Genomic DNA, 23,629 nt, shown 5'->3' with positions numbered 1-23,629 from the left:
CAGTTGTAATCGTTCTCGAGATCTGCGCTGCGCTCTCCGCGACGGCGGTTTGCGCAGCCGCTCTTCTGCCTGCGCGAAGACAGGCGCAACCGCCGATTGCGGGGATGGTGCGGCGCACCGAGATTCGAATTGCACCTGAGGTTGGAGGGCGTCTCGCGCGAATAGAAGTAGCTCCCGGTCAAACCGTGACGAAGGGCGCTCTCCTTGCGAGCATCGACAACCCCGATTTGATCGCCGCCCTCGTGGAAGCCGAAGCCGCGCTTGCGGCGGCGCGCGCAGAGCGCGATCGTCTCTACGCTGGACCGCGCGCGGAAGAGGTGGAAATCGCTGCGCACGCGGTTCGGTCCGCCGAAGCCAACCTTGCGCTCGCACGCCAACAAAATGCGCGCGTCGCCGCTCTTTCAGCGCGCGGATTCAACAGCGGGGTCCAGCTTGACGAAAGCAGCGCCTCCCTAGCCAAGGCCGCCGCCGACCTTGATCTAAAACGCGCCCAATGGAAAGCCGCCAAGGACGGGCCGATTGCGGAGGAGCGCGCGCTCGCCGACGCAAGGGTGCTGCAGGCGGACGCCGCCGTTGCCGACGCCCGCGTTAAACTCGGTAAAACTGCGCTTATAGCGCCGGAGAATGGTGCCGTCGGAACACTAATCGCCGAACCCGGTGAAGTTCTAAGCCCCGGCAAGCCAGCGCTCCTCTTCGCTCCCGATCGCGGACTTTGGTTCGCATTTACGATGAGAGAGGATCAACTTGGCGGAATTCGCGTCGGAGCGACAACGCAATTGACGGTAGGCGATGCACGGCCCTTCCCTGCCGTCGTGACGGAGCTGCGCCCACTCGGCGAATTCGCTACTTGGCGCGCAAAGCGTGCCGTTGGCGACCACGATCTAAATGGCTTCCGCGTCAGGTTCGAGGGTTCACCCGAACACGTAGCGATCGAGCCCGGGCAGACGGTATTCCTCCACGCCGTCTCTCAGAAGTAGCATTCAAACTCCCTTCGACCCGCTCGCCAATGGAGCGGTAAAATGAAAGCTGTTCCCTATACGCGTGCCCTCGCAAACGCGTATTGTCGATAAGTTGCCGCGATTCAATTCTCCTTCGACCTCATCTTATCTCAGTAGCGCCAATACCGGACATTCGTGCCACTTCTCCAAACCAGCCGTTCGCACCAGCCGTATACGGAGTTGCCTTAGGCGGAAGGTCAAGGTCTCCCGGTGCTTAAGTCCGCCGAATTCAAACAATTCAGGATCAAATACTTTTCGCTCTGTCGTTGATTCCGCTCAGCATCAACTTGGGACGTAGCCCGCGGAAGAGCTATTAGGATCAGAACTGCGATCACCTCGTCGAGGCATTACACCTCGACCACGCTTTCGGGCTTGCCGTCGCCAAACTTGTCATCCAACTTCGTTAACGCGACACGAATTTCCTCAACCCTGAGGTCTGCTTTTGATTTTTCGTCTTTTTGTGCATCAAACAAGGCCCGAAATTGTTTTCCCTGAGAATTCGCAGTGGCGGTTAAGGCTGCACGCAGATCGCAAATCGCGATCTTGGTCAGCCTCGTCGGTCGAAATGCTCGCCGTCTTCTTGCGCTTAAGGAAATCAATCCCTCAATCGGCTCCACATCATGACTAGGCATCGCAAAGCTCAGCGATTGGCGAACTTAAGATCGCCAATCTTTGCTACGATGGTCTTTAGAAGCGGCGATGTATTCGCTTCATTGTAGCCGAGCGACAGGTCAATTGTCGGCGGCACACCGGCAAGCGACCTGCTGACGACGGTCGGCGGCAACAGGTTGCGCGCATAGTGCGGCATCAGAGCAATGCCGCGGGTCGATGCGACCAGCGACATCGCCATCGAGAGGTTGTCGACATAATGATCGGGAGTGAGATCAATGCCGAGCTTGGCGCCGTAGGCATCGGTCACCGCCCTAAGTGCCGGGGATTTGTCGTGGGGTACGCCGACCAGTTGCTCGCCGACAATGTCCTCGGCGGTGATAGCGTCGTGTGCCGTCAAACAGTGATCAGCCGGCATGAGCACGATCAGAGGTTCATCAACCAGCGGCGTAAAGACGATCCCTGGGGCGTTGCGCTCGTGTCGCAGGAAAGCGAGGTCGATCTTCCCCCGCATTAGCCCGTCTGCAAGATCGGGCGATGAGAGGCTGTGAATGACGACCTGCATGTTAGGCAATTCGTTCCGCATAATCCCCATCACGGCCGGCAGCCATTCAAATTCGTGACCCGTCAGGAAGCCGAGAACGAAAGACGACTTGGTAGGCGCCGCCGCGCGTCGCGTGGCCTCTATCGTTGCTTCGACTTGGACAAGCACGGCACGCGCGTGATCAAGAAACACACGACCGGCGGCCGTCAGTTCAATGCCCTTGGCTCCGCGAACCATAAGCTCGCAGCCGAGCTCGGCCTCAAGATCACGCATCTGCCGGCTCAGTGACGGCTGCGCGGTGCGCAGCCGCTTTTCGGCGGCGACCGTCAGGCTGCCTTCTTCGGCGACGGCAATGAAGTAGCGAAGGTGACGGATTTCCATGAAGCCATACCTTATAGGCATGGAGTCCAAGAAACAAAGTCTTTTCGCCGGGAGATCCTTGAGCATATCTCCTTTGCAGCGGCCGAGATATTCATCCGGTTTCGCTTGGCCCACCCGTCGCCCAGACAAATCAGGCATGCCCCACCACTGCGCCGTATCGAAAGGAAAATAATATGAATACCCCCGTTGTCCTGATCACAGGCGCGCTTACTGGCATCGCCCGCGCCACCGCTTTCGCCTTTGCGACTAAAGGGGCAAAAATCGTTGCCTCGGGTCGTCACGAAGACGCTGGCGCCGCTCTCGTCGCAGAGTTGCGCGCCGCCGGTGCAGAAGCCGAATTCGTCCGCGCCGATGTGCGCCACGAGGACGACGTTCGAGCGCTCATTGATGCGATCGTGGAGCGGTTCGGCCGGCTCGATATCGCCGTCAACGCCGCCGGCACCGAAGGCAAGCCCGGCCCGGCTATCGATCAAACCGCGGAAAGCTATGCCGCTACTTTCGACACCAACGTCCTCGGCACCGTCCTCAGCATGAAACACGAACTGCGCGTGATGCAGCTTCAAGGTAGCGGAAGCATCGTCAACATTTCGTCGACCTTCGGGCACGAAGGCGCTGCCGGTGCGTCCATTTATGCAGCAAGCAAGCACGCGGTCGAGGGTCTGACCAAATCTGTGGCGCTGGAGGTTGGTAGCCTTGGCGTCCGAGTCAACGCAGTGGCGCCGGGACCAGTGCAGACCGGCATGCTCGACCGCTTCACCGGCGGCGAGGAGGTCAAGGCCTATCTTGCGAACCTCAACGCTCAGAAGCGAATTGGCCAACCCGACGAGATCGCGCGCGCGATCCTCTACGTGGCATCTGACGAGGCCAGCTTCGTGACCGGCCACATCCTTACCGTCGACGGCGGCAAGTCAGCGGGCTGATCCAGCGGGTCCCGGCCCGCTTCCATCACGCACGACACTGTCCCATGTCCTTGCCCCGTTCGAGGGTCTCATCATGTCATCCGACCACCTGAAACTGTACGAGTCGAGCGGCTCGCCCAACTCACGCCGCGTTCGCATCTTCATCGCAGAGAAAGGGATTTGCGTGTCGCGCGTCCCCGTTGACCTCGGCGCGAAAGAGCAGTTCTCCGAAGCCTACACCAAGATCAATCCGCGCCGCGTCGTGCCGACGCTCGTCATCAAAGACGGGACGGCGATCGGCGAGGTGCCTGCAATCCTGCGCTATCTCGAAGAGGCGCACCCCAACACGCCGCTACTCGGCACATCGCCTAAAGACAAAGCGCTGGTGACGATGTGGGAACGGCGGATGGAGCTCGAGGGCTTTGCAGCGGTGATGGAAACCGTCCGCAATAAGGTTCCCGGACTCAGGGGGCGCGCGATCGCCGGCGCCCACGATTACGAGCAGATTCCGGACCTCGTAGAGCGTGGCCGCCAGCGGATTGCGGATTTTCATGGCGATCTCGAGATCAGGCTCCGCCAGGCGCCGTACGTCGCGGGCGATCAGTTCAGCGTGGCCGACATTACCGCGGTCGTCACGGTCGACTTCGCAACCAAGGCACTGGATCTCGCTATCCCGGACGGGAACAGCGCGTCCCGCCGCTGGTACGACAAAATCGCTGCGCGCCCCAGCTTTGCTGCCTGAGAAGATGCCGCCGAACGTCTGTCTTTGTACGCCACAGTACGACAAGCAAATCAACCTGCAGCCGAGGACTGATTTCCGGTTCTGTAATCATCCCCGATCCAGGGACGGCCCGACGCGGTCCCGCAAAGAACAGGGACGACGTGGCTGCTCCTTCCGAGAAATCTGAGGCGGCCAAGCGGCCCCGCTGGAACACAAAAGGATTACACCGTGCCTAGCATAACTCATCACAGCGCCCCCACGCAGTTCGCCGAGGCCAACGGCATTCGCTTTGCCTACCGCCGTTTCGGCAAGGACGGCGGCGTTCCGCTGGTCTTCAACCAGCACTTCACCGGCACGATGGACCATTGGGGACCAGCCGTGACCGACGCGATCGCGCGCGGCCGCGAAGTAATCCTTTTCAACAACGCGGGCGTGTCGAGCTCGACCGGAACGGTGCCGACGACGTTCCGCGAAATGGCTGCGAACGCGATCGCCTTCATCCGCGCGCTCGGCCTCACGCAGGTCGACGTGCTGGGCTTCTCGATTGGCGGAATGATCGCACAGGAGATTGCGCTGCAAGGCGCGGACCTGGTTCGAAAGCTGATCCTCGTCGGAACCGGCCCCCGCGGCGGCGAAGGCATGGCCACACTGACCCCGGAGGCGCAGGAGGTCTTCGGCGCCACCTATGAGAACCCGGATGACGTCTGGCTCCGCGTCCATTTCACCCCCTCGGCAGCGAGCCAGGCGGCTGGCAAACGCTACCTCAAGCTGTTCCGACAACGCGTCGACGGCCGCGACCCCGAGGCTGACGAGGCAACAGCGGCCAATCAAATGGCCGCGATCAGCGAATGGGGCGAGCAGCGCGCGGGCTCCTACAATTATCTCGCGGCGATCCGGCAGCCCACTCTGGTCGTGAATGGAACCAAGGACGTTATCGTCTACACGGTCAACTCGTACATCCTGGCGCAGCACATCCCGGACGCGACGCTAATCCTTTACCCCGACGCCAACCACGGCTCGATCTACCAGTACCCCGAGCAGTTCACGGCCCACGTAAACCTGTTCCTCGACGCGTGAACCCTCCCGCCGACGCCCGCCCGGGAGCCAGCGGACTTGCAATGGAGACGATGATGGCCGCCACTCGCCAGCTTCACTTGGGTGCTTTCATGCGACCGGCTGCGATCCATACCGGGGCCTGGCGCTATCCGGGCGCGGATCCCACCGCCAATTTCAGCCTTGAGCAGATGCGCCGTTCTATCCGGCGACTGGACGAGGCGAAGTTCGACGCCTTCTCATGGCCGATCACCTAGCGTTGCTAAACATGCCGGTGGCGGCGCGCCCGCGCCGATGATCCGCAAGGCTTTCGCAGGCCCGCTGGTTCTCAACATCGACTACGACTTCGTGGGTGCCACCGCCACAGTCTCCTCCGGCGCTGCCGATGCAATCGGCTTCGGCCGACTTTTCTTCTCCAATCTAGATCTCGTTCGGCGCTTTCGGGAAGGGCTCCCGTTGGCGGTCGATGAAGTCGCCACTTGGTATACGCAGGGGACCGAGGATTATCTTGACTATCCAACTGCGGAGTAACTGATCATGCCGAGAGCTTTCCCCAAAGAATGGTTTGTGTTCGAGAGCATCGAAAACGACCAACATGACCGCTGTGTCGACCTGTTCAAGCGTCCAGACGGCACGTTCGGCTACGACGAGTTCCGTCGCGATATTGAGGACGGCGGGGCGTGGACGCCGACTGGAGGCTTCTGGGGCCTTGTCTTCTCTTCACGTAATGATGCGCTCGCAGCGGCCCGTGAAGCGGTCGCGTGGCTGGGAGCGCAGACCCGCTGAGCGCAAGCGCGCTGACCGCCAGCCGATAGTGCTGTTCACGAGCGCATTTCTGTGAGCCGGGCGAGGAGCACTGCGCCGCACATGCTCCTTCAATTCAACCGCTGCGGAGTACTGGATCGAAGAGATAAGCAGCAGCACCCCGCGCGGCCGTAGCGCCAAAACCGGACATTCGTGCTATTTCTCGGAAGCGGACCTTCACGCTACAGCTTAATGTGAAGTTTCGCGAATAACCGGTTTGTGTGCGCCGGCAGTAGTTATGATGCAACTCAGCCTGATGGCTGCAGTACTTTTCGGTAATGGCGGGTTTCAATAGTAAATCGCCCCGGGACGCTTTTCGGAAGCCAAAGGTCATCTTCAAACGATCTTGACCGCGACCATCCTTCCCGTTCATAAAATCTTTAGGCGCAGAATGTCATCTGCCGTGCAGAACAGATTTGCCTCTTTAGTTCCTCTTTGCAATCAAATCGCTCTTTCGAGGAGGCTGCACTAGACCTTTGTGGACGGCGACGTGTGGTCATCTCCCCCTTCTTGCAGGATCATCCGCCCCCTGAGGCAGCTTGCCGAAACTCGCACAATCGCTGATAGTCCGGATCGTCATACCACGCCTCGGCAGACTTCCGATCTGGGAATTCGGGAATAACCATCCGCTCCGCAAATTCGCGCCCCTCAGGCGTAGTCACAGGCTCACCGCGCGTCAGAAATTTCCCGCCGTACCGCCGCAATGTCGCCGGCGTGCAATCGCTGTACCGGCGATATGTCTTGGGGTCATGAATAATCATCGTGCATACCATGTACGTCACCACTAATGTCTCCCTGCAATCTCAATCGCGGTGCCCTGGAACTCTGCAACGCGCCGATCCGGTCCGGGCCAAAAGCTTTATTTCACGAACATCGTTGCTAGGTTGTCATCGTGTTCCGGACAATGCCGCTCCCGAAACGCCGTCCAGCGCGCCGCTCCGCCACAAGCAACATTATCGCGCAGCGAGCCGAAAGTCCGTTGCAACAACCCAATCATCAGCACGCTTTTCCCAAAGCACCCGTTTTGAGCGGGCAAAAACAAGCGGTTGAGAAAACAACATCGCCGCGGGCGCGTCATCACACATGCGAGCAGTAGCGCTTTGTAATCCGCCAAGCGCTTATCAACATCGATTGTCGAGCGTCCGGCAATAAATGCGGATTGAAACTGCTCGTCTTTCCAAGACGCGGTCGGCGACCCCTGCGCATACAGCGAAAACTGCCCATCCGCATCAACTGAGTAAAAGAGTCTTCTTCATCATATGACTTCGCCAGGATTCAGAATCGCGCACGGATCAGGTGCGCCCTGCGCGCGCCATGGTCTCGGGTTCTGACCTGAGATCGAGTTAAGCTGAGATAGGGCCTCTTCGCAGCACCATTCACATACTCCGCGGATATATAGCCGCTCGCTGCTCGTATTGCCCCACAGAGCAGTTCACAAATTTCATCGTGCGTCTGGTGCGCTCCGCGGACGCCACATGCGCCACCAGATGCAGGTTGCTCTCGCCGCTATCGCTTTGAACAGCGGGATTGCAGCGCGCCAGCGCCGCTGCAATTCGGGTTCGATCTGCTTGACGAAGCACCACTCTTCGTGGGGTTCAAACCGATGTCCAATCACGAACTCGGATCGAAAACAGACTTTCTAGGGTTGGCAGCGGCCGGCTCACGCCAAATCCTTGAGCTCGGTCGGAAACGCCCCCGAATTCAGCTCGAAGATTTCTCACTGATTTCATGAGAAATCATCATTTTCCCAGACCCGAGTCGGAGGCCAGACTTGTGGTCGTGGCGAGCAATCAAGTTGGAAGCTGACGCAGGTTGCCCTTTGTCGCTGAGATGGGATGTGAATGACAAGCGTCGACTTATTCAAGCGCGGAATGCGGCGACTTGCATCCGGCGTTTCGATCGTGACGACGAGGCATAACGATACATATTCGGGCCTCGTCGCCACTGCGGTCAGCTCGCTGTCGGGGGAACCGCCTTCGCTCTTGGTGTGCGTGCATCGCGCCTCGTCAAGCCACGGCTTGTTCCATAAGGCCGGCGTCTTTTGCGTAAATCTCCTTGGCGGCGCTGACGCCGCAATCGCAAGCAGCTTCAGCTCGCCTAGGAAGGAGCTTCGTTTTACCGAGGGAACCTGGGCGCCATTGATCACCGGAGCGCCGGCGTTGGTCGATTCTCTCGCTAGTTTCGACTGTCGCGTCGCAAAATCGATCGAATTTGAGACCCACACGATTTTCATCGGCATGATTGAAGCCATTGAGCTGTGGCAGGATCACGTCGCGCCGCTCCTCTATGTCGACGGCCGCTATCGCACTTTGCCCTCTCTCGCAGCCCAGGGCGCCTGATCTATGAGTACAGCACCGATCTTATCAGAAAGCATCGATGTGCGCTCTTTCTGGAGCATCATTGGGCAACGCGCCACTGGCGTGACAGTGGTGACCGCGAAGGGGCCTGAGGGCCCGGCGGGGTTTCTCGGATTTTCGGCCTCACACGTCTCGGCAAGTCCGCCGCTCATGCTTGTCTCAATAGACAAGAAAACGTCTGCGCGCTCGGCTGTACTCGACGGACGAAACTTCGCGTTGAACTATCTGCCTGCTGGCGCACGGGCTATCGCCGAAGTTTTTGGCGGTAATTCCGACCTGAAGGGCGCGAATCGCTTCGAGCCTGGCCCATGGAGCGAGCTTCGCACCGGCGCACCAGTGCTTATTGGCGCGCTGGCTGCAATCGACTGCGTTCTCGAGGAAACAATCGACCGCGACGGCGTATCGATCATGATTGGCCGCGTTGTCGCCACCGCGGTCGATTTGGGGCGTGCTCCGCTTATCGCCTTTCGCGGTAGTTACTTTGACTGGCCCTGAAATAGGTTCAGTGCGCCAGCCGCCGCGTCAATTTGAAAACCGCGCTACTGCATCGCCTGGAGCGCGACCGGAGGGGTCGACTGGGCCTCGCTCAGAAGCCAGTCGCGGAATTGCGCGGGCCCCTCGCTGTCAGGGTGCCATTTCGACGCCAGCACATATTGGAACTTTACTGGATAAGTTTGATCCGAAACGCGTACGAGCCGCCCTTCTTCGAGCGCGATCGAGATAAGCTGGCTGCGGCCGAGCAACATGCCATGGCCATCGATCGCCGCAGCGACAGCGAAGCTCGAATGGTCGAAGCGCAAGCCCTTGCTGGTCTCGCGATGGACGCCGACTTCTTCGAAATAGCGCTGCCAGGTGGGAAAGACGCCATTCGACAGGGCGAGTCGCTTATCGTCATGGATCAGCGGCAGCGTCTCAAGCGCGGCGCGACCCGCGGTCATGCATTGCTGCAGCAGCCGCGGCGCGCAAACCGGAACAATCTCGTCCTCCATCATCTGATCGAGGCGCTGGTCCCAGCCTGCGTTCCAGTTGCAGATCGAGAGATCAATGTCCGAGCCTACGAGCAAGCTGCGCGCATTCAGCGCGGTGAGCACGACGTCGACGCCCGGCGCATTATCGACGAACCGGTGCAATCGCGGCAGCAGCCACAGGGTTGTCACCGATGGCGATGCGCCGACCACAACCGTCTTGCGCTTGGTGTCTTGCGCCATCGCGGAGAGCGCCGCATCGATCCGGTCAAGCCCCTCGGTCAGATCGGGCAGGCACGCTTTCGCAATCGGCGTCAGCGTCAGGCCGCCATTCTTGCGCTCGAAGAGCTGGGTCTGAAGGAAGTCCTCAAGCCACCGCACATGGTGGCTGAGAGCCGTCGGAGTCACGCATAACTCGTCCGCGGCGCGTTTAAGACTACGATAGCGCGCCGCCGCTTCAAAGGCGCGGACGGCGTTCAGCGACACACGACGTCTCACCTGACAAACTCCAGCGGTTCGAAAGGCGTTCGTCTCCCGGATTTTTGCTTGTTTTCAAGCGCAGCCCGACGATGGCGAAGACGCCGCCTGTCGAACATTCCGCGCTTTTTTGATGACCCAACGTTGCATCAAGCATGCCAGCCCCATCGCGCGCGATTTTGCGATCGCTTCTTGCCGCTTTCCGGAACCATGCGGACGCACGCAACCGGCTGACGCCGTTCGGTTTCGCTCTTCGCAACTCAATGACGCCGTGAGCAAATAAGCAAGCTGACGCTCATCTCGCCGGCGCCCGCAAATTCATCTCTGCTATTGCAATAGGCTCAGGGCACCGCCCATTCGCACGCGCGGCGCTTCATTCGCGAAAGCCTGACCGGGAATCAGGCAGTTTCTTCCACGTCAGGCCGCTGCGCTTTCCGGCGCCGCCACAGCGGCATAGACCTCGGGCCGTCGGTTCTCCTCATAGTTCCAGCGCTTGCGCAGGGCCTCGACCTTGGCGAGCTCGATCTCCGCCACCACCAGTTCGTCGCCCTCCGTCTTCGCGCGGGCCAGGATCTCTCCGTCGGGGCCGATCACGAGACTGCCGCCGATGAAGCGCGCGCCATCTTCGCGTCCCGCCTTGCCCGCGCCGATGACGTAGCTTGCGGTGGAGTAAGCGCCGCCGCGCATGGCGAGCTCCGACATGCGGCGCGCCTTCGCCAGCGTCGTCGGAGGCGTCGCCGGCGTGTTGTAGCCGACAAGAATCACTTCGGCGCCGGCGAGCCCGAGAGCGCGATAGGATTCGGGGAAGCGCCTGTCGTAGCAGATCAACCCGCCGATTTTCGCCGACCTTGTCGCAAACACTCCAAAGCCGAGATCGCCCGGCGTGAAATAACGCTTCTCGAGAATGGTGAAAGCGCCCTCCGGCTTCGGCTCGCGCTGACCGGGAATATGCACCTTGCGGAACAGTCCGAGACGCCGGCCCTGCTCATCGAGAAACGCCATGCTGTTGTAGAAGCTGTCGCCCGCGAGCTCGGCGAAAGGCAGCGACAGCGCGATTCCGCTCGCCTTCGCCGCCGCGGCGATGCGCGCCATCGCCGCCTCATTCTCCTCGCGGAGGAAGTAGCAATCCACGTCCTGAACCTTGGCGGCGAAGTAAGGCGTCAACGCCAGTTCCGGCAGGGCCGCCAGCTTGACGCCGCGCCCGCCCACCTCATCGACGAGCGCCACGATCCGGTCGGCGGTCTTAGCGATCGTATCACTCGCCGGCCCCAACTGGATCGCGGCTGCGAGAAAACTCATGGCGTCTCCCTCATCCCTTGTTCCTCATTCCTTGCCCGTTGCTGCGCGCCAAGCGTCCGCCACCTCCGACCCTGTCGCAAACCAGACGCCTTCCTGCGCTTTCGCGTGAGCGAGAAAGCCCGCAATATATTTCGACCGAAACGGCTGCCCCGAACGATGCGCCTGCAGGTTGACTGTCATGGCGAGGCCAGTGGCGGCGCTTTCGGCCAGCAGCGCGTCGAAATGATCGCGCAACACCTGGGCGAATTGCAGGGTCGACTGATTGCGGAGATCAAGCACGAAGGCGTCGCTCGTTTCGACCGACGCCGGAAGCGCAAGAAGTCGGCCTTCTGGCGGAAGCATCTCGTAGGGCTGGTCGTCGTTCGACCAGTCGAGCGTGTAGTCAAAGCCTGCGCGCGCTGCGAGCACAGGCGTGCGGTCGGATTCGCTTTGCAGGGGCGCCATCCAGCCGCGCGGCGCGACGCCCGTAGCCGCCATGATCGCGTCATATGAGCCCTTGATCACCGCCCATTCCTCGGCCTCGTTCATGGCGGAGGTGATGTACAGGTTGCTCTTCTCGCCATGGCCAAGCAGCTCCCAGCCCAAGCCTGAAAGATATTCCGCCACGCGCGGCGAGCGGGTCAGCACGGCGTCGCTGATCGGGACAGTGGCGCGGACGCCGAGCCGCTGAAGAATCGACGCCAGCCGATAGACGCCGACGCGAGCGCCATAGTCGCGATGGCCCCAATGGCGAACATCGAGATGGATCGGGCTGCCCGGCGGGCGCCAAGTTCCCTCGGGAACGATCAGGTCCTGAAACTCCACCGCGATCGAGACGACGACCGCCAGTTTCGCGCCGTTCGGCCACACGAATTTCGGGCGCGAGACAAAGGGCGAATAGGCGAAATGATCATGATCCATGCGCGTCGCATGGATGTTGCGATCGTTGTAACTCAGATCCATTATGCGACCATCGGCATCGGCGCCGCGGAGAGGCCCTCGCGTCGGCCGTAGGAGTGCGTGTAATAATAGTCGGCGATCTCTTCGCCCGTCGTGATCCAGACCCGGTCGTGCGACCTGATATAGGCGAAGGCCTCGTCGAGATACTTCTCCCGCGACGGCGTGTTGACGATGTAGGGATGCAGACAGATCGCCATCACCTTGGGATGGGTCTCGCCCTCGGCGTAGAGCACGTCGAACTGGTCCTTGATCATCTGACCAAAGGTCTCGCCCGACTGGAGGCCCATGTGGCAGGCGATCGCGTCATTGATTTCGATGCTGTAGGGGATCGAGATCATGCGGCCCGACTTCACGCTGATCTCGGTTGGCTCATCGTCATGGAAATAGTCGACCCAGTATTTCACGCCATATTCCGCCAGCAGGTCGGGCGTGCGCAGCGTCGTCGACAGGGCCGGGCCGAGCCAGCCGGAAATCATCTTGCCCGTGTGCTTTTTCACGGTGGCGATGACATCCTCGATCATCGCGCGCTCCAGCGCCTCGTCCATCGCGAAGGTGTAACGCGTGTTGTAGATCCCGTGGGACATGTAGTCCCAGTTCCCCGCCACCATCGCCTCGGCGATCTCGGGGAAATGGTCGAACACCGCGACATTAATCGAGACGGTGCCGCGAATATCGTGCTTGTCGAACAGGTCGAACATCCGCCACACGCCCATGCGGTTGCCGTAGTCGCGCCATGAATAGTTAGGCACGTCGGGATGCGGCCGCATCGGCCAGGGATTGCGGTGCGGATTGGCCGGAGGCTTGTATTCATAGTGCTCGACATTCGGCGCCACCCAGATCGCCACGCGCGCATCGTTCGGCAGCTTGAGCGGGGCGCGGTCGATGATGGCGGAATAGGGATAGCGCTGGGGATCGGAAACCATGGCCTATTCCGCCGCCATCGCAGGCTTCGGGCCGAATTTCGAGATCGCGGCGAGCGCTTCGTCCGCTGAGATCACGTCGCAATATTTGAATTGCATGTCGAACAAGGCTGCCGCGTGCGAGAACTCGATGCGATCGAAGGTCGCCTCCTCGATGACTTGCACCTTGATTCCGAAGCCGGCTGCGTCGACGCAGGTGGCGCGCACGCAGCCGCTGGTGCTGTTGCCGCCGACGAGAAGGCTGTCGATCCCCTTCTCGTTCAGGATCAGCGGCAGGTTGGTGTAGGCGAAGCAGCTCGGCGTCTGCTTCTCCACGAGAATATCGCCCTGCTGCATCGCGACCTCGGCGGGAACCTCCGACTTGGCGTTGAGCGAGCTGAAATTGCTATCGGCGCCGGCCTTCGCGAGCCCCATCTCCGGCTTGAACAGATGCTTGGAATAGATCACGGGCATGCCCGCCTGCCGCGCTGCAGCGAGCAGCTTCCGCTGCACGGTGATCGCTTTCCATGCGTGCGGCCCGCACGCGCCTGAATATTCCTCAAGCTGTTCGTAGATCGGCTTGTCATAGCCGCAGGCCGTCATTTGCATGTCGACGAGCAGCAGCGCCGGCTTCGCGCCAAGGTCGTTCTTCGCCCGCGCCTTGCGCTTGGCCAGGACTTTCCTGTCATCTTCGGTGAGGAACTGTTCCCAAACGGCCATGGCGCGCTCCCGGCGAGTGTCGAGCGCGGAGAGGCTAGCGAAAGCGGACGCGACAGACGCTTCGTGTTTTCTCATCGACGGCGTGAGAATTGGTCATTCGGCGCGCCGGCTTGCGCGCGCGCATCATGCCGCGTCGATCGCTCGCCGCCGGTCCCGCCATGCGCCTGAAACCCGCTGTCTCCCAAGAAGAAGCCTATCGCCTGCTCGCTCTCAACGCGGCGGCGATCTGGGGCGTGCAGGAGGCGGCGCTGCTCGACGACAATCTCAAACTGATTGCCGACGCCATGGCGACAGTGAGCGCGCTGAACATCCCCGACGATGTCGAACCGCTGTTCGGCCAAGACATCGCCGCCGACGGGACGCTCGCATGAATACGCCGGCGCACGATCTCACCGCCTGCGAACTGGCCGGCGCCATCGCGCGCGGTTCAGTCAGCGCGAGCGAGGCTGTCGCCGCGGCTTACGCGCGCATTGACGAGCTGGAACCGAAGGTGCGCGCCTGGGCCTGGCTCGATCGCGAGAATGCTGCGAAGACCGCCGCCGCCATGACCGACGAGGCGCGGGCCGGCCGCCTGCGCGGCCCGCTTCACGGCGTGCCGGTCGGCGTAAAGGACGTCTTCCATGTAGAGGGCATGCCAACCGTCGCAAATTCAAAGACCACCGATCCCGCAGCGCGCTATCCCGACTCAGGCGTCGCGGCGTCGCTGCGCGCGGCCGGCGCGATCATCATCGGCAAGTGCGAGACGGTCGAATTCGCGGGCATGGGAATTCCACCCGAGACGCGAAATCCGTGGAATCTCGCGCACACCGCCGGCGGATCAAGCTCGGGCTCCGGCGCGGCGGTCGGCGCGCGCATGGCGCCGGCGACGATCGGCACGCAGACCGGCGGCTCGAACCTGCGGCCCGCCGCCTATAACGGCGTCGCCGGATTCAAGCCGAGTTATGGCGCGCTGTCGCGCTCCGGCTGTCTGCCCGTGTCCTGGTCGCTCGATCATCCCGGCGTGATCGCGCGTGCGGCGGAAGACCTGCCGCTCATGTTCAACGCCATCGCAAAGCAGTCCTTGGCGCCGCAATCTTCGGAACGAAGCTGGCGCTTCGGCCTGCTGCGCGGCTATTTCCTGGAGAAAAGCGATAGCGATACTGTCTCGGCGGTCGAGGACGCCGCGCGCAAGCTCGCGGCGAAGGGCGCTACTATCACCGAACTCAAGCTCCCGCCGCTGTTCAGTTCGTTCCAGGCTATCCACCGCCTGATCATGAACCCGGAGATGATCACCTATCACGCGACACGGCTCGCAACCGATCGCGACCGGATGAGCGCACGACACCGGCTCTCCGTCGAAGCCTTCTCGCTGGTGCCCGCCAGCTATTATCTCCAGGCGCTGCGGGCGCGCCGCATGCTGGCCGAGCAGTTGATGATGCTTTTCGAAGAGGTCGACATTCTCATCATGCCGACCGCGCCCGGACCCGCGCCGGAAGGCCTGCAATCGACCGGAGACGCCTCGCTGCTTTCGCCCTGGAGCCTTGTCGGCTTTCCCGCGGCGACGACGCCCTGCGGCCTGTCCTCAAACGGATTGCCGCTTGGGCTTCAACTGGTCGGGCCGCGTAACGGCGACCAGACGGTGCTCGCATCCGCCATCTTCGCGGAAAAGGTTCTCGGACGCCTTTCCCTGCCCTTCTAGCTCTGTCACGCGATTTCAGTCCGCTTCGGGATCGCGAACAGGATCGGCAGCGACAGCAACGGCACGATCGCCATAACGAGAAACGCCACTGAGAAATCTGGCAAGGTGAGGTGATGGCCGTCGGCGGCGACGAAAGCCAGCGTCGCGGAGCCCGCCGACACGCCAAAGCCCATGGCGAGTTGCTGGATCACGCCGGCCGAACTGACGGCGCGGCTAAGCTTTTCCGGCGGCACGTCGCTGTAGGTCAGCGTATTGACCGAATTGAAGTGCATGGTGCGGATCATGCTGAGCAGGACCACGAGCCCGACAAGCAGCGCCATCGGCGCGCTGCGGTCGACGAAGGCGAGGCTCGCGAGCAGCGCCGAGCCGAGACAGACAAGAGCGACGAGCAGCGCCTTGAATCCGAGACGTATGATGATCGCCTGCAGCATCGATTTCGAGCCGAGCGAGCCGAGCGCCGATGTCAGCGTATAGAGCCCGGATGCGATCGGGCTGAGGCCAAAGCCGATCTGGAGCATCAGCGGCAGCAGGAAGGACGCTGAGTTGAGCCCGATGCGCCCGATGCCGCCGCCGATGACGCCGATCGAGTAGTTCGCATTTGAAAACAGCGAGAGATCGAAGGCCGGATCCTCGCGCCGCGCGGCGTGACGCCGGTAGAGCAAAGCGATGATGATCGCGACCATGATGGCGATCGCCGTCCAGACCTGCGCGAGAAAAGGATGCGCCAGATTCTCCACGCCGAGCTGCACGAGGAGAAATCCTGCTCCCACGATGAGAAATCCGCTAAAGTCGAACGGATCGGGAGCGCCGGGCGGATTCTTCTCGATGACGGCGAGCGCCGCCGCGATCGCGAGCGCACAGACGGGCACGTTGACATAGAAGATCCATTGCCACGGCGCGTAGGTGACGATGGCGGCCCCCATCAGCGGACCGCAGAGCGGACCGAGCAGGGTCGGCAGCGTGAGATAGGTCATCGCGTCGAGCGTCTTGCCCGGACCGAACGCGCGCAGCACGATCAGGCGGCCGACCGGCGTCATTAGCGCCCCGCCGAACCCCTGAACGATGCGCGCCGCCACGAGCATGGGAAGACTGTTCGACGCGCCGCACAGCGTTGAACCCAAGGTGAAGATGACGATCGCTCCGCAAAAGACGCGGCGCGCCCCGAAACGATCCGCGAACCAGCCGCTGACCGGCATGAACACCGCGAGGCTGACGAGATAGCCGGTGACGGCGAAATGCAACGCCAGCGGGCTGACATTCATCTCGCGCGCCATGGTCGGGATCGCCGTGGTCAGCATCGTCGAGTCGATGCCCTGCATGAGGAAGGCGCAGGAGACGATGAGCGCGATCAGGATAGGCTGCGAGCGCTCGGCCTCCTCAGGCGCAGCCGATGCGGCGACGGGTTCGGCAAGCGGGGACCGCCAGTCCGACTCAGCAAGAATATGCGGGAGGTCATCCGTGCGCGCTTCGAGATCGCTAACGAGATCATCGTCGGTCGGGGCCGCTTCGACGACAGGTTCAGATCGGTCGTCCATCGCAGCGTTCGAATCCGCTTGCGAACAGCGATCAGTATTCCGAGAAAATGCGCGCGATCTCGGCCGGATCGGACGTTTTCGTCAACGCAAGCGCAAGCAGCAGCCGCGCCTTCTGCGGAATGAGATTGTCGCTGTTCACGAAGCCGTATTCGCGCTGTTTCGTCGTGTGCGAGGTGCGGCCGCTGCCGGCGCGCGTCGCTTGCACCACGACGATTCCCTGCGCCACCGCTTCCTTCAGGACCTCAAGTTCGCCGGGCGCCGCCATGCCGGGCGCAAAACCGGCCGAGACGATGCCTTTCGCGCCTGCCGCGATGAAGGCGCGGATCGCGGCGCCGTCGACCCCAGCGTAGGAATAAGCCACATCGACGCGAGGCAGCGATTCAAGAGCACGGATGTCGAATTCGGTCTCCGGCTTATGGCGCCGCTCGGTCTTGCGATAATAAACCACCTCCTGCCCATCGACCTGTCCGAGCACGCCGAAATCCGGCGTGCGAAAGGTCTGCATGCGCGCCGTCGATGTCTTGGTGACGTCCCGCGCGGCCTGGATCTCGTCATTCAGCATCACGAGCACGCCGCGTCCGCGCGACGCCGGACTCGCGGCGACGCAGATCGCATTGACGAGGTTCAGCGATCCGTCGGTCGAGAGACCACTCAACGGGCGCTGCGAGCCGACCAGCACCATGGGCACTGACGCCTTCAAGGTCAGGTTCAGGAAGTAGGCCGTCTCCTCGAGCGTCGCCGTGCCATGACCGACGACGATTCCGGCAAGACCGGGATGGTCCCTGACAAGCTGCTCGCAGAGGAGGACGATCTCCTTCCATTCCGGGAAATAGATCTGCGGGCTGGGCACCGCGCGGAAGCGGACCGGGATCACCTCGGCGACGTCGCCGGCCTCCGGCACGCGTGCGACAATCTCGTCCGCATGGAGGCGATTGTTGCTCGCGCCGTAATCCATGATGTCGAGAGAATTGCGGCCGAGCGAGGAGATCGTTCCGCCGGTTCCAATAAACGCAACCTTGGACTTCATGGGATTCTCATCTGGCAGTTAGACGGCGGCGGGCGCGGCGCGCCTCATAAATCTCTATTGCAGAATCAGGAAATACGCGCCGAGCGATTTCTCATCACGCTCATGAGAATTCGCGCCTCGCCCAGGGCGGCCTGCTGGAGGTCATGCCGCCGCGGCTCCCGGCGGCAGCAAAGCGTTCGAGAGATCGACCTCATCCTCCCGCGACCAGCTCAGCCGCACGATTTCACCCGGGATGACGGGCGACCGGAAATAGACATTGTCGGAAATCAGCGCCGACAGTTCGCCCTTTCCCTCCGGGGCCACGCTCACGCGCACCAGCGGCCCCTGATATTCGACGCCGGCCACCGGCCCCTCGACCGCCCGATCGCCGGGAGCCCCGAAGATGCGGCAGCGATCGGCCCGGATCGAGATCACGCCGCTTTCGGTCTCGACGACGTTATGGCCGCCAATGAAGCGCGCCACGAACGGGTTCGCCGGCCGCTCGAACACCTCGCGCGCCGAGGCCGATTGCATGATCTTGCCGCCATCCATGACGACGATCACGTCCGACAGCGCCATCGCCTCTTCCTGGCTATGGGTGACATGAATGAAGGTGATCGCAAGCTCGCGCTGCAGACGCTTCAATTCGGCCCGCATCTTGACGCGAAGGAACGGATCGAGCGCGGACAGAGGCTCGTCGAGCAGAAGCACCTTCGGCCGCGTAATCAGCGAGCGGGCGAGCGCGACGCGCTGCTGCTGGCCGCCGGAAAGCTGCGACGGCAGGCGCTCCGTCAAGCTCTCCATCTGCACGAGCGAGAGATATTCACGCGCCTTCTTTCTGCGCTCCTCCTTGCCCATGCCCTGCATCTTCAGGCTGAAGGCGACGTTGTCGACGGCGCTGAGATGGGGGAACAGCGCATAGTTCTGGAACATCATGGATGTGCCGCGCTTCAGCGCCGGCGCATCGGTGGCGTTCCTGTCTCCGATCAGGATGTCGCCTTCGGAAACCGTTTCGTGGCCCGCGATCATCCGCAACGTCGTGGTCTTGCCGCAACCGCTCGGCCCAAGCAGGCAGCAATAGCTGGCGTGCGGCACGCGCAGTGAGATCCCGTCGACCGCGACCGAATCGCCGAACCGCTTCGACACCGCCACGAGTTCGACATCATAGCGTGGCCCGACAGCGGCGGGATGGTCGAGAAACCGATACTCCATATTCATGGTAACCTCCAGCCGGTCAGGCGATCCGCGCCTGTCGGCTCCTCACCATGCGCGAAGTGACAAACAGCGTCGTGATAATCAACGCGAAAGAGACGACCGTCGTCACGGTGCCGATGGCGAACAGCACGGGCGTCGTGGCGATCGTTGTCAGCGCCGCGATCTCCATCGGCAAGGTGTTGGCGCTGCCGATATTGAGACCGGTGCGCGCGAACTCGTCATAGGAGCCGGTGAATCCCGCCATCGCCACGCCGATGATCCCCGGCAGCAGGATCGGGATGATCACCTCGAACAGGCGCTGGCGGCTGTTGGCTCCGAGATCGGTGGCGGCTTCCTCATAGGCCGGATTGAAACGGCCCATGACGATGAACATAATGAGGAGGCCGAAGGGCAGCGTCCATGTCATCTGCGCGAGGATGCCAGAGGTGTACCATGCGGGATCGAGGCCGAGCAGCCGGAAGCCAAGCGCGATGCCGAAGCCGACGAAAATGCTTGGCATCACCATGCTGGCGATGACGAGATAAAAGAGGATGTTGGAGCCGGCGAAGCGGCGGCGGAAGCCGAGCCCCGCCGAGACGCTGACCGCTACGGTGAAGATCGACACGAAGAAGGCGAGCCGCATCGAGCGTTGGAACGCCGCCGGCACATCGCCGACGCCCTCTCCACCACGCCCGGCCGCCAGCACATGAAACCAGTGAGCCGACCAGCCGACCATGGGGAAGCTCATGCCGCCGGTCGGCCCCTGGAAAGACAGCAGATAGATTGCGATCATCGGCCCGTAGATGAACGCGAGAAAGAGAAAGAAGAACGCGCCAAGGAAATAGAAGGATTTCGGGCGCGGCTGGCCGCGATCGCGCGGCTTCATCGCGCCAGCTCCTTCCTGATGTCGACCACGCGCAAAATCGTCCAGACCAACGCAAGAACGATTGCAAGCATCAGCACCGATTTCGCCGCGGCGGGCGGATACTGGAAAGCGTTGAGCTCAAGCGAAATCGCGCCCACCACGGTCTGCACCTGGTTGCCGCCCATCTGCTTGACCACGAGATAGTCACCGATCACTTGCGTGATGACGAAGATCGACCCGAGCGCGACGCCGGATTTAGTCAGGGGGATGATGATGTCAGTGATCACGCGCCATTCGCTGGCGCCGGCGTCGCGCGCTGCGACGATCACGCTCGGCTCGATCTTCGCCATTGAGTTGGCGATCGGCGCGATCATCATCAGCGCCATGGTGTGGACATAGACGAGCAGGATCGAGAACTCGGAATAGAGGAGATAGTCGAGCGGCGCCGAGACCACATGCAGCTTCATCAGCAGCGAGTTGATCAACCCCTCGCGGCCGAGAAAGGGAATCCAGGAGATCATCCGGATCAGCGTCGAGGTCCAGAACGGGATGGCGCAGGCCATCATGAAGATGGTTCGCCAGCGCGCCGTCCGGATATGGAACACGATGAAATAGGAGACGGTGAAACCGAGAAGCAGCGTCAACGACCAGGTGATCAGGACGAACTTGAAGGTCTTGAGATAGAGATCGACCGTGATGCGCGACTCGAAAATCTCGGCCCAGCTGTCCCACAGCAGGGCCGGAAAGACCTGGGCGTATCCATAATCGAGGAAGCTGACCACGATCATCAGCATGATGGGCAGCATCACCATGCCGAACATCACGAGTCCCAGGGGCGCAACCTGGAGCCATGAGACGCTTTGCGAAGACAGCTTCATCGTTTCGGCGGTCAGGCGGCGATGAATTCGCTCCACTTGCGCGTGAGATAGCGATCCTCGTCCATGAGCGTGTTCCAGATGCCGATGTTGCTCATGCGGTCCCACATGGAGCCGCCGTCGCGCACCACGCCGGCCTTTTCCATGCGGCGGCCGAATGGATTCATGATGTCTTCCGACGCCGGCTTGCCGTCGTACCAATAGTCATATTCGGCCGGCGTGAGGTGCTTTTTCACATTGTCGAGCACGGTGTTGTAGAAGCCCGACCGCGAGATGAAGGCGCCGGCCCAGCCCGAGTTGAACCAGTTCATGTATTCCATGGCGCAGTCGCGCTTCAAGCCGTTCAGATGTTTCATCTGCATCATCATGATGTACCAGCCGCGATAGCCTTCCTTCAGCGGCTGGAAGATGCAGGGGATCTCGCGGGTGCGGACTTCCGTCACCGCCGGCGACCACATCGACTGGATCACCACTTCGCCTGACGCCATGAGCTGCACCGACTGATCGAAATTCGTCCAGAAGGAGCGGAACTGCCCGGATTTCTTGTATTCGATCAGCTTGGCGATGGTTTTGTCGATCTCTTCCTTGGTCATATTGCCCTTGTCGACATAGGTCACGTCGCCATTGGCTTCGAGCGCCATGGCCGCGTCGGGCACGCCGACGAAGATGCCGTCCTGGAGAGCGGCGCGCCCCTTGAAATCGGAGCTCAGGAGATCAGCCCAGCTCGAGACCGGACGCTTCACCAGATCGGTGCGCACACCCAGCGTGTCGGCGTTGTAGTAAAGCGGGACGCCGACGAGCCAGTCGGTCGGCGTGCGCGAATATTGCTTGCCGTCGCTCGCAGTATAATATTGCGACTTGATCGGCGCGAAGCCCTGCAGAGTATAGGGCTTGCCGTTCTGATAGGTCCCGGTGGTGAAGAGCGAGACGGTCTTGTCCCACCATTTGTAGCTCTTCACCGGGATCGCCTGCACGACGTCACGGCCGAACACATATTTCATCGAGGTATTGCCGAGATCGATCACGTCGATCGTCTGCGGCTGGGTCAGCAGGCGGTTGATCTGTGTAGCGGTGTCGACCGTCTGCATCTCGACCGTGAAGCCCAGATCCTCGTTCGCCTTCTTCGCAATGTTCTGGATCGTCGAATAGGACTGACCGAGATGGACGATCTTCACATCCTTGATGTTCTGCGCCCAGATCGTCGGCGCGCCGACGACCGCGCCCGCCGCAGCCGCGGCGCCTTTGAGAAGAATGCGACGGTTGACGCCGCCTTTCGCGCCCGTGGACATGAACCTGTTCCCCTCAGAGCTTCCATGAAGCCTCCGGAATGGTCGTCAGGAACGGGGGACCGGCCAAATGAGCAATTTTCATCGCAGGCGTGACAATTTCTTGAAAGCCGCGTCGTCCTGCGCGGCGCGCATCCCCATCGACGCAGGAACCGTCCGGCGCCGTCGTCTCGGGCGCCGGACGGCGCGAAACCGATCATGCCGCCCGCTCGCGCGCCAGCCGCGCCAGGGATGACCATGCGCTGACGATCCGGCCGCGCCGCAGACTATTTCTCATGAGCGCGATGAAAAAAATGCGATTGGTCGGCTTCACGGGCCCCGGAATGATCCGCCCCATGGCGCAGCGCGCCGGCCGGCCCAGCCGGCTTCAAGCATCCGGAAGGATCGATCAGCATGACCAAGATCGGCGTTTTTGTTCCTGTCGGCAGCCGCGGATGGCTGATTTCGACCACCTCGCCGAAGACTTATCCGACCTTCGATCTCAATCGCACGGTGGCGCAGAGAGCCGAGCATTACGGGCTCGATTTCGCGCTCGCCATGATCAAGCTGCGCGGCTTTGACGGCCCCAGCGAATATTGGGTGCATAATCTCGAAGCCTTCACGCTGATGGCGGGCATCGCTGCGGTCACCAACCGCATCCAGCTTTTCGCCTCGATCGCGCTTCTGACGCTGCCGCCGCCGCTCGCCGCGCGCATGACGAGCACGATCGATTCGATCGCGCCGGGCCGCTTCGGCGTCAACATCGTCACGGGCTGGCAACCCAAGGAATATCAGCAGATGGGCCTCTGGCCGGGCGAAGCGCATTTCGCGCGGCGTTACGACTACGCGACGGAATATGTGACAATCCTCAAGCAGCTCTGGGAGACCGGCGTCTCGAACTTCAAGGGCGACTTTTTCCAGATGGACGATTGCCGCCTGAGTCCGCGGCCATCGAGCAAGATCGAGATCGTCGCCGCGAACGCCAGCGATCGCGGCATGCGGTTCGCCGCGGAGCTGTGCGACTACAACTTCATCGGCGCCGGCGGCGGCATCAACCAGACGGGCAAGACGAATGAGAACGTCGACCGTCTCAATGCGGCGTCGGCGAAGGCCGGCCGCAAGATCGGCGCCTTCTGCCTGCTGATGGTGATCGCCGACGAGACCGACGAAGCGGCCTTCGCCAAGTATGAGCGCTATCGCGCCGGCACCGACATGCAGGCGATCGAATGGCAGCGCGCCCAGTCCGCCGCCGACACCAAGGCCGCGCCCAATTCGACCGCGGGCCGGATGGCCGCCAATGCGGCGAGGGCGCTGCAGGACCCGTCAGCCGTCCACCCGACGCAGATGCTTCGCCTGATCGGCTCCTACAGCAATGTCGCGCGGATGCTGGACGAGGTCGCCGCGACCCCTGGCGTCGCCGGCATCATGCTGACCTTCGACGATTTCATCGTCGGCATCGAACAGTTCGGCGAGCATATCCAGCCGCTGATGGCGAGCCGCAACCATGTGAAGCTGGCGGCGTAGCGCTAATTTTAGATAGAAGATA

General features: G+C 61.8%; 25 protein-coding genes and 1 pseudogene. 12 read left to right on the top strand and 14 right to left on the bottom strand.

The genetic code is table 11. The features are described from left to right. Positions 1 to 185 precede the first annotated feature (185 nt). Positions 186 to 977, top strand: coding sequence for an HlyD family secretion protein (locus L8F45_RS28735; protein WP_483411919.1), 792 nt, complete (start codon positions 186 to 188; stop codon positions 975 to 977). A gap of 368 nt (positions 978 to 1,345) precedes the next feature. Here L8F45_RS28735 and L8F45_RS28730 read toward each other — a convergent pair whose 3' ends face one another. Both L8F45_RS28730 and L8F45_RS28725 read right to left on the bottom strand, forming a co-directional pair. Next, a complete protein-coding gene (locus L8F45_RS28730; protein ID WP_342364125.1) occupies positions 1,346 to 1,630 on the bottom strand; it encodes a hypothetical protein in 285 nt (94 codons plus the stop codon). Between the two features lie 8 nt (positions 1,631 to 1,638). Further along, positions 1,639 to 2,532, bottom strand: a complete 894-nt coding sequence (locus tag L8F45_RS28725) for a LysR family transcriptional regulator (protein WP_342364201.1) — start codon at positions 2,530 to 2,532, stop codon at positions 1,639 to 1,641. Positions 2,533 to 2,705: 173 nt separating this feature from the next. Between L8F45_RS28725 and L8F45_RS28720 the strand changes: the two genes are divergently transcribed. The 6 genes and pseudogenes from L8F45_RS28720 (at position 2,706) to L8F45_RS28695 (ending at position 5,991) form a co-directional block, all read left to right on the top strand. Continuing rightward, positions 2,706 to 3,452 carry an SDR family NAD(P)-dependent oxidoreductase gene (locus tag L8F45_RS28720; RefSeq protein WP_342364124.1) on the top strand — a complete coding sequence of 249 codons (747 nt, stop codon included), beginning with the start codon at positions 2,706 to 2,708 and terminating at the stop codon, positions 3,450 to 3,452. Positions 3,453 to 3,525: 73 nt separating this feature from the next. Further along, positions 3,526 to 4,173, top strand: a complete 648-nt coding sequence (locus tag L8F45_RS28715; RefSeq protein WP_342364123.1) for a glutathione S-transferase family protein — start codon at positions 3,526 to 3,528, stop codon at positions 4,171 to 4,173. A 207-nt stretch (positions 4,174 to 4,380) separates the two neighbouring features. Next, positions 4,381 to 5,229: an alpha/beta fold hydrolase gene (locus L8F45_RS28710; RefSeq protein WP_342364122.1), complete on the top strand. Its 849-nt coding sequence runs from the start codon at positions 4,381 to 4,383 to the stop codon at positions 5,227 to 5,229. A gap of 53 nt (positions 5,230 to 5,282) precedes the next feature. After that, a pseudogene (locus L8F45_RS28705) lies at positions 5,283 to 5,497 on the top strand (LLM class flavin-dependent oxidoreductase); the annotation flags it as partial. Between the two features lie 2 nt (positions 5,498 to 5,499). Then, the gene (locus L8F45_RS28700) at positions 5,500 to 5,736 is read left to right on the top strand and encodes a hypothetical protein (protein WP_342364121.1); all 237 of its coding nucleotides are present in this window, start codon (positions 5,500 to 5,502) and stop codon (positions 5,734 to 5,736) included. A gap of 6 nt (positions 5,737 to 5,742) precedes the next feature. Continuing rightward, the gene (locus L8F45_RS28695; protein WP_342364120.1) at positions 5,743 to 5,991 is read left to right on the top strand and encodes a hypothetical protein; all 249 of its coding nucleotides are present in this window, start codon (positions 5,743 to 5,745) and stop codon (positions 5,989 to 5,991) included. Positions 5,992 to 6,527: 536 nt separating this feature from the next. Here L8F45_RS28695 and L8F45_RS30885 read toward each other — a convergent pair. Then, on the bottom strand, positions 6,528 to 6,782 hold the full coding sequence (locus tag L8F45_RS30885; protein ID WP_425330070.1) for a DUF1330 domain-containing protein: 255 nt from the start codon (positions 6,780 to 6,782) through the stop codon (positions 6,528 to 6,530). Between the two features lie 1,068 nt (positions 6,783 to 7,850). Here L8F45_RS30885 and L8F45_RS28690 point away from each other — a divergent pair. Both L8F45_RS28690 and L8F45_RS28685 read left to right on the top strand, forming a co-directional pair. Beyond that, entirely contained in the window at positions 7,851 to 8,348 is a 498-nt protein-coding gene (locus L8F45_RS28690; RefSeq protein ID WP_342364119.1) for a flavin reductase family protein, read from the top strand. A 3-nt stretch (positions 8,349 to 8,351) separates the two neighbouring features. Further along, complete coding sequence (locus L8F45_RS28685) at positions 8,352 to 8,861, top strand: flavin reductase family protein (protein ID WP_342364118.1); 510 nt, start codon at positions 8,352 to 8,354, stop codon at positions 8,859 to 8,861. A 44-nt stretch (positions 8,862 to 8,905) separates the two neighbouring features. Here the strand turns inward: L8F45_RS28685 and L8F45_RS28680 are convergent, their stop codons facing one another. The 5 genes from L8F45_RS28680 to L8F45_RS28660 form a co-directional block, all read right to left on the bottom strand. Then, positions 8,906 to 9,817 carry a LysR family transcriptional regulator gene (locus L8F45_RS28680; protein WP_342364200.1) on the bottom strand — a complete coding sequence of 304 codons (912 nt, stop codon included), beginning with the start codon at positions 9,815 to 9,817 and terminating at the stop codon, positions 8,906 to 8,908. Between the two features lie 408 nt (positions 9,818 to 10,225). Then, on the bottom strand, positions 10,226 to 11,107 hold the full coding sequence (locus L8F45_RS28675) for a nitrilase-related carbon-nitrogen hydrolase (RefSeq protein WP_342364117.1): 882 nt from the start codon (positions 11,105 to 11,107) through the stop codon (positions 10,226 to 10,228). A 24-nt stretch (positions 11,108 to 11,131) separates the two neighbouring features. Next, positions 11,132 to 12,049, bottom strand: a complete 918-nt coding sequence (locus tag L8F45_RS28670) for a polysaccharide deacetylase family protein (RefSeq protein WP_342364116.1) — start codon at positions 12,047 to 12,049, stop codon at positions 11,132 to 11,134. Beyond that, a complete protein-coding gene (locus tag L8F45_RS28665) occupies positions 12,049 to 12,969 on the bottom strand; it encodes a polysaccharide deacetylase family protein (RefSeq protein ID WP_342364115.1) in 921 nt (306 codons plus the stop codon). The genes L8F45_RS28670 and L8F45_RS28665 overlap by 1 nt, the downstream gene beginning before the upstream one ends. A gap of 3 nt (positions 12,970 to 12,972) precedes the next feature. Then, complete coding sequence (locus tag L8F45_RS28660) at positions 12,973 to 13,665, bottom strand: cysteine hydrolase family protein (RefSeq protein ID WP_342364114.1); 693 nt, start codon at positions 13,663 to 13,665, stop codon at positions 12,973 to 12,975. A gap of 125 nt (positions 13,666 to 13,790) precedes the next feature. On the opposite strand from L8F45_RS28660, the gene L8F45_RS28655 reads away from it, so the two are divergent. Both L8F45_RS28655 and L8F45_RS28650 read left to right on the top strand, forming a co-directional pair. Beyond that, positions 13,791 to 14,036, top strand: a complete 246-nt coding sequence (locus L8F45_RS28655) for a hypothetical protein (RefSeq protein WP_342364113.1) — start codon at positions 13,791 to 13,793, stop codon at positions 14,034 to 14,036. Next, positions 14,033 to 15,343: an amidase gene (locus L8F45_RS28650; RefSeq protein ID WP_342364112.1), complete on the top strand. Its 1,311-nt coding sequence runs from the start codon at positions 14,033 to 14,035 to the stop codon at positions 15,341 to 15,343. Before L8F45_RS28655 ends, L8F45_RS28650 begins: the two co-directional genes overlap by 4 nt. 5 nt (positions 15,344 to 15,348) lie before the next feature. Here L8F45_RS28650 and L8F45_RS28645 read toward each other — a convergent pair whose 3' ends face one another. The 6 genes from L8F45_RS28645 to L8F45_RS28620 all read right to left on the bottom strand — a co-directional run bounded on the left by L8F45_RS28645 (position 15,349) and on the right by L8F45_RS28620 (position 22,107). Next, positions 15,349 to 16,878: an MFS transporter gene (locus tag L8F45_RS28645; protein ID WP_342364111.1), complete on the bottom strand. Its 1,530-nt coding sequence runs from the start codon at positions 16,876 to 16,878 to the stop codon at positions 15,349 to 15,351. A gap of 31 nt (positions 16,879 to 16,909) precedes the next feature. Further along, positions 16,910 to 17,905 carry an asparaginase gene (locus L8F45_RS28640; RefSeq protein ID WP_342364110.1) on the bottom strand — a complete coding sequence of 332 codons (996 nt, stop codon included), beginning with the start codon at positions 17,903 to 17,905 and terminating at the stop codon, positions 16,910 to 16,912. Between the two features lie 141 nt (positions 17,906 to 18,046). Continuing rightward, entirely contained in the window at positions 18,047 to 19,102 is a 1,056-nt protein-coding gene (locus L8F45_RS28635) for an ABC transporter ATP-binding protein (RefSeq protein WP_342364109.1), read from the bottom strand. A gap of 16 nt (positions 19,103 to 19,118) precedes the next feature. Then, entirely contained in the window at positions 19,119 to 19,964 is an 846-nt protein-coding gene (locus L8F45_RS28630; protein ID WP_342364108.1) for an ABC transporter permease, read from the bottom strand. Further along, the gene (locus tag L8F45_RS28625; RefSeq protein WP_342364107.1) at positions 19,961 to 20,821 is read right to left on the bottom strand and encodes an ABC transporter permease; all 861 of its coding nucleotides are present in this window, start codon (positions 20,819 to 20,821) and stop codon (positions 19,961 to 19,963) included. Before L8F45_RS28625 ends, L8F45_RS28630 begins: the two co-directional genes overlap by 4 nt. Before the next feature lie 11 nt (positions 20,822 to 20,832). Continuing rightward, positions 20,833 to 22,107, bottom strand: coding sequence for an ABC transporter substrate-binding protein (locus L8F45_RS28620; RefSeq protein WP_342364106.1), 1,275 nt, complete (start codon positions 22,105 to 22,107; stop codon positions 20,833 to 20,835). 390 nt (positions 22,108 to 22,497) lie between these two features. Between L8F45_RS28620 and rutA the strand changes: the two genes are divergently transcribed. Beyond that, positions 22,498 to 23,607, top strand: coding sequence for a pyrimidine utilization protein A (rutA, locus tag L8F45_RS28615; RefSeq protein WP_342364105.1), 1,110 nt, complete (start codon positions 22,498 to 22,500; stop codon positions 23,605 to 23,607). Positions 23,608 to 23,629 lie beyond the last annotated feature (22 nt).

This window comes from Terrirubrum flagellatum, assembly GCF_022059845.1.
GTDB lineage: Bacteria > Pseudomonadota > Alphaproteobacteria > Rhizobiales > Beijerinckiaceae > Terrirubrum > Terrirubrum flagellatum.
Note: the sequence above shows the minus strand (reverse complement) of the source record. Positions and strands in the feature narration are given on the sequence as shown.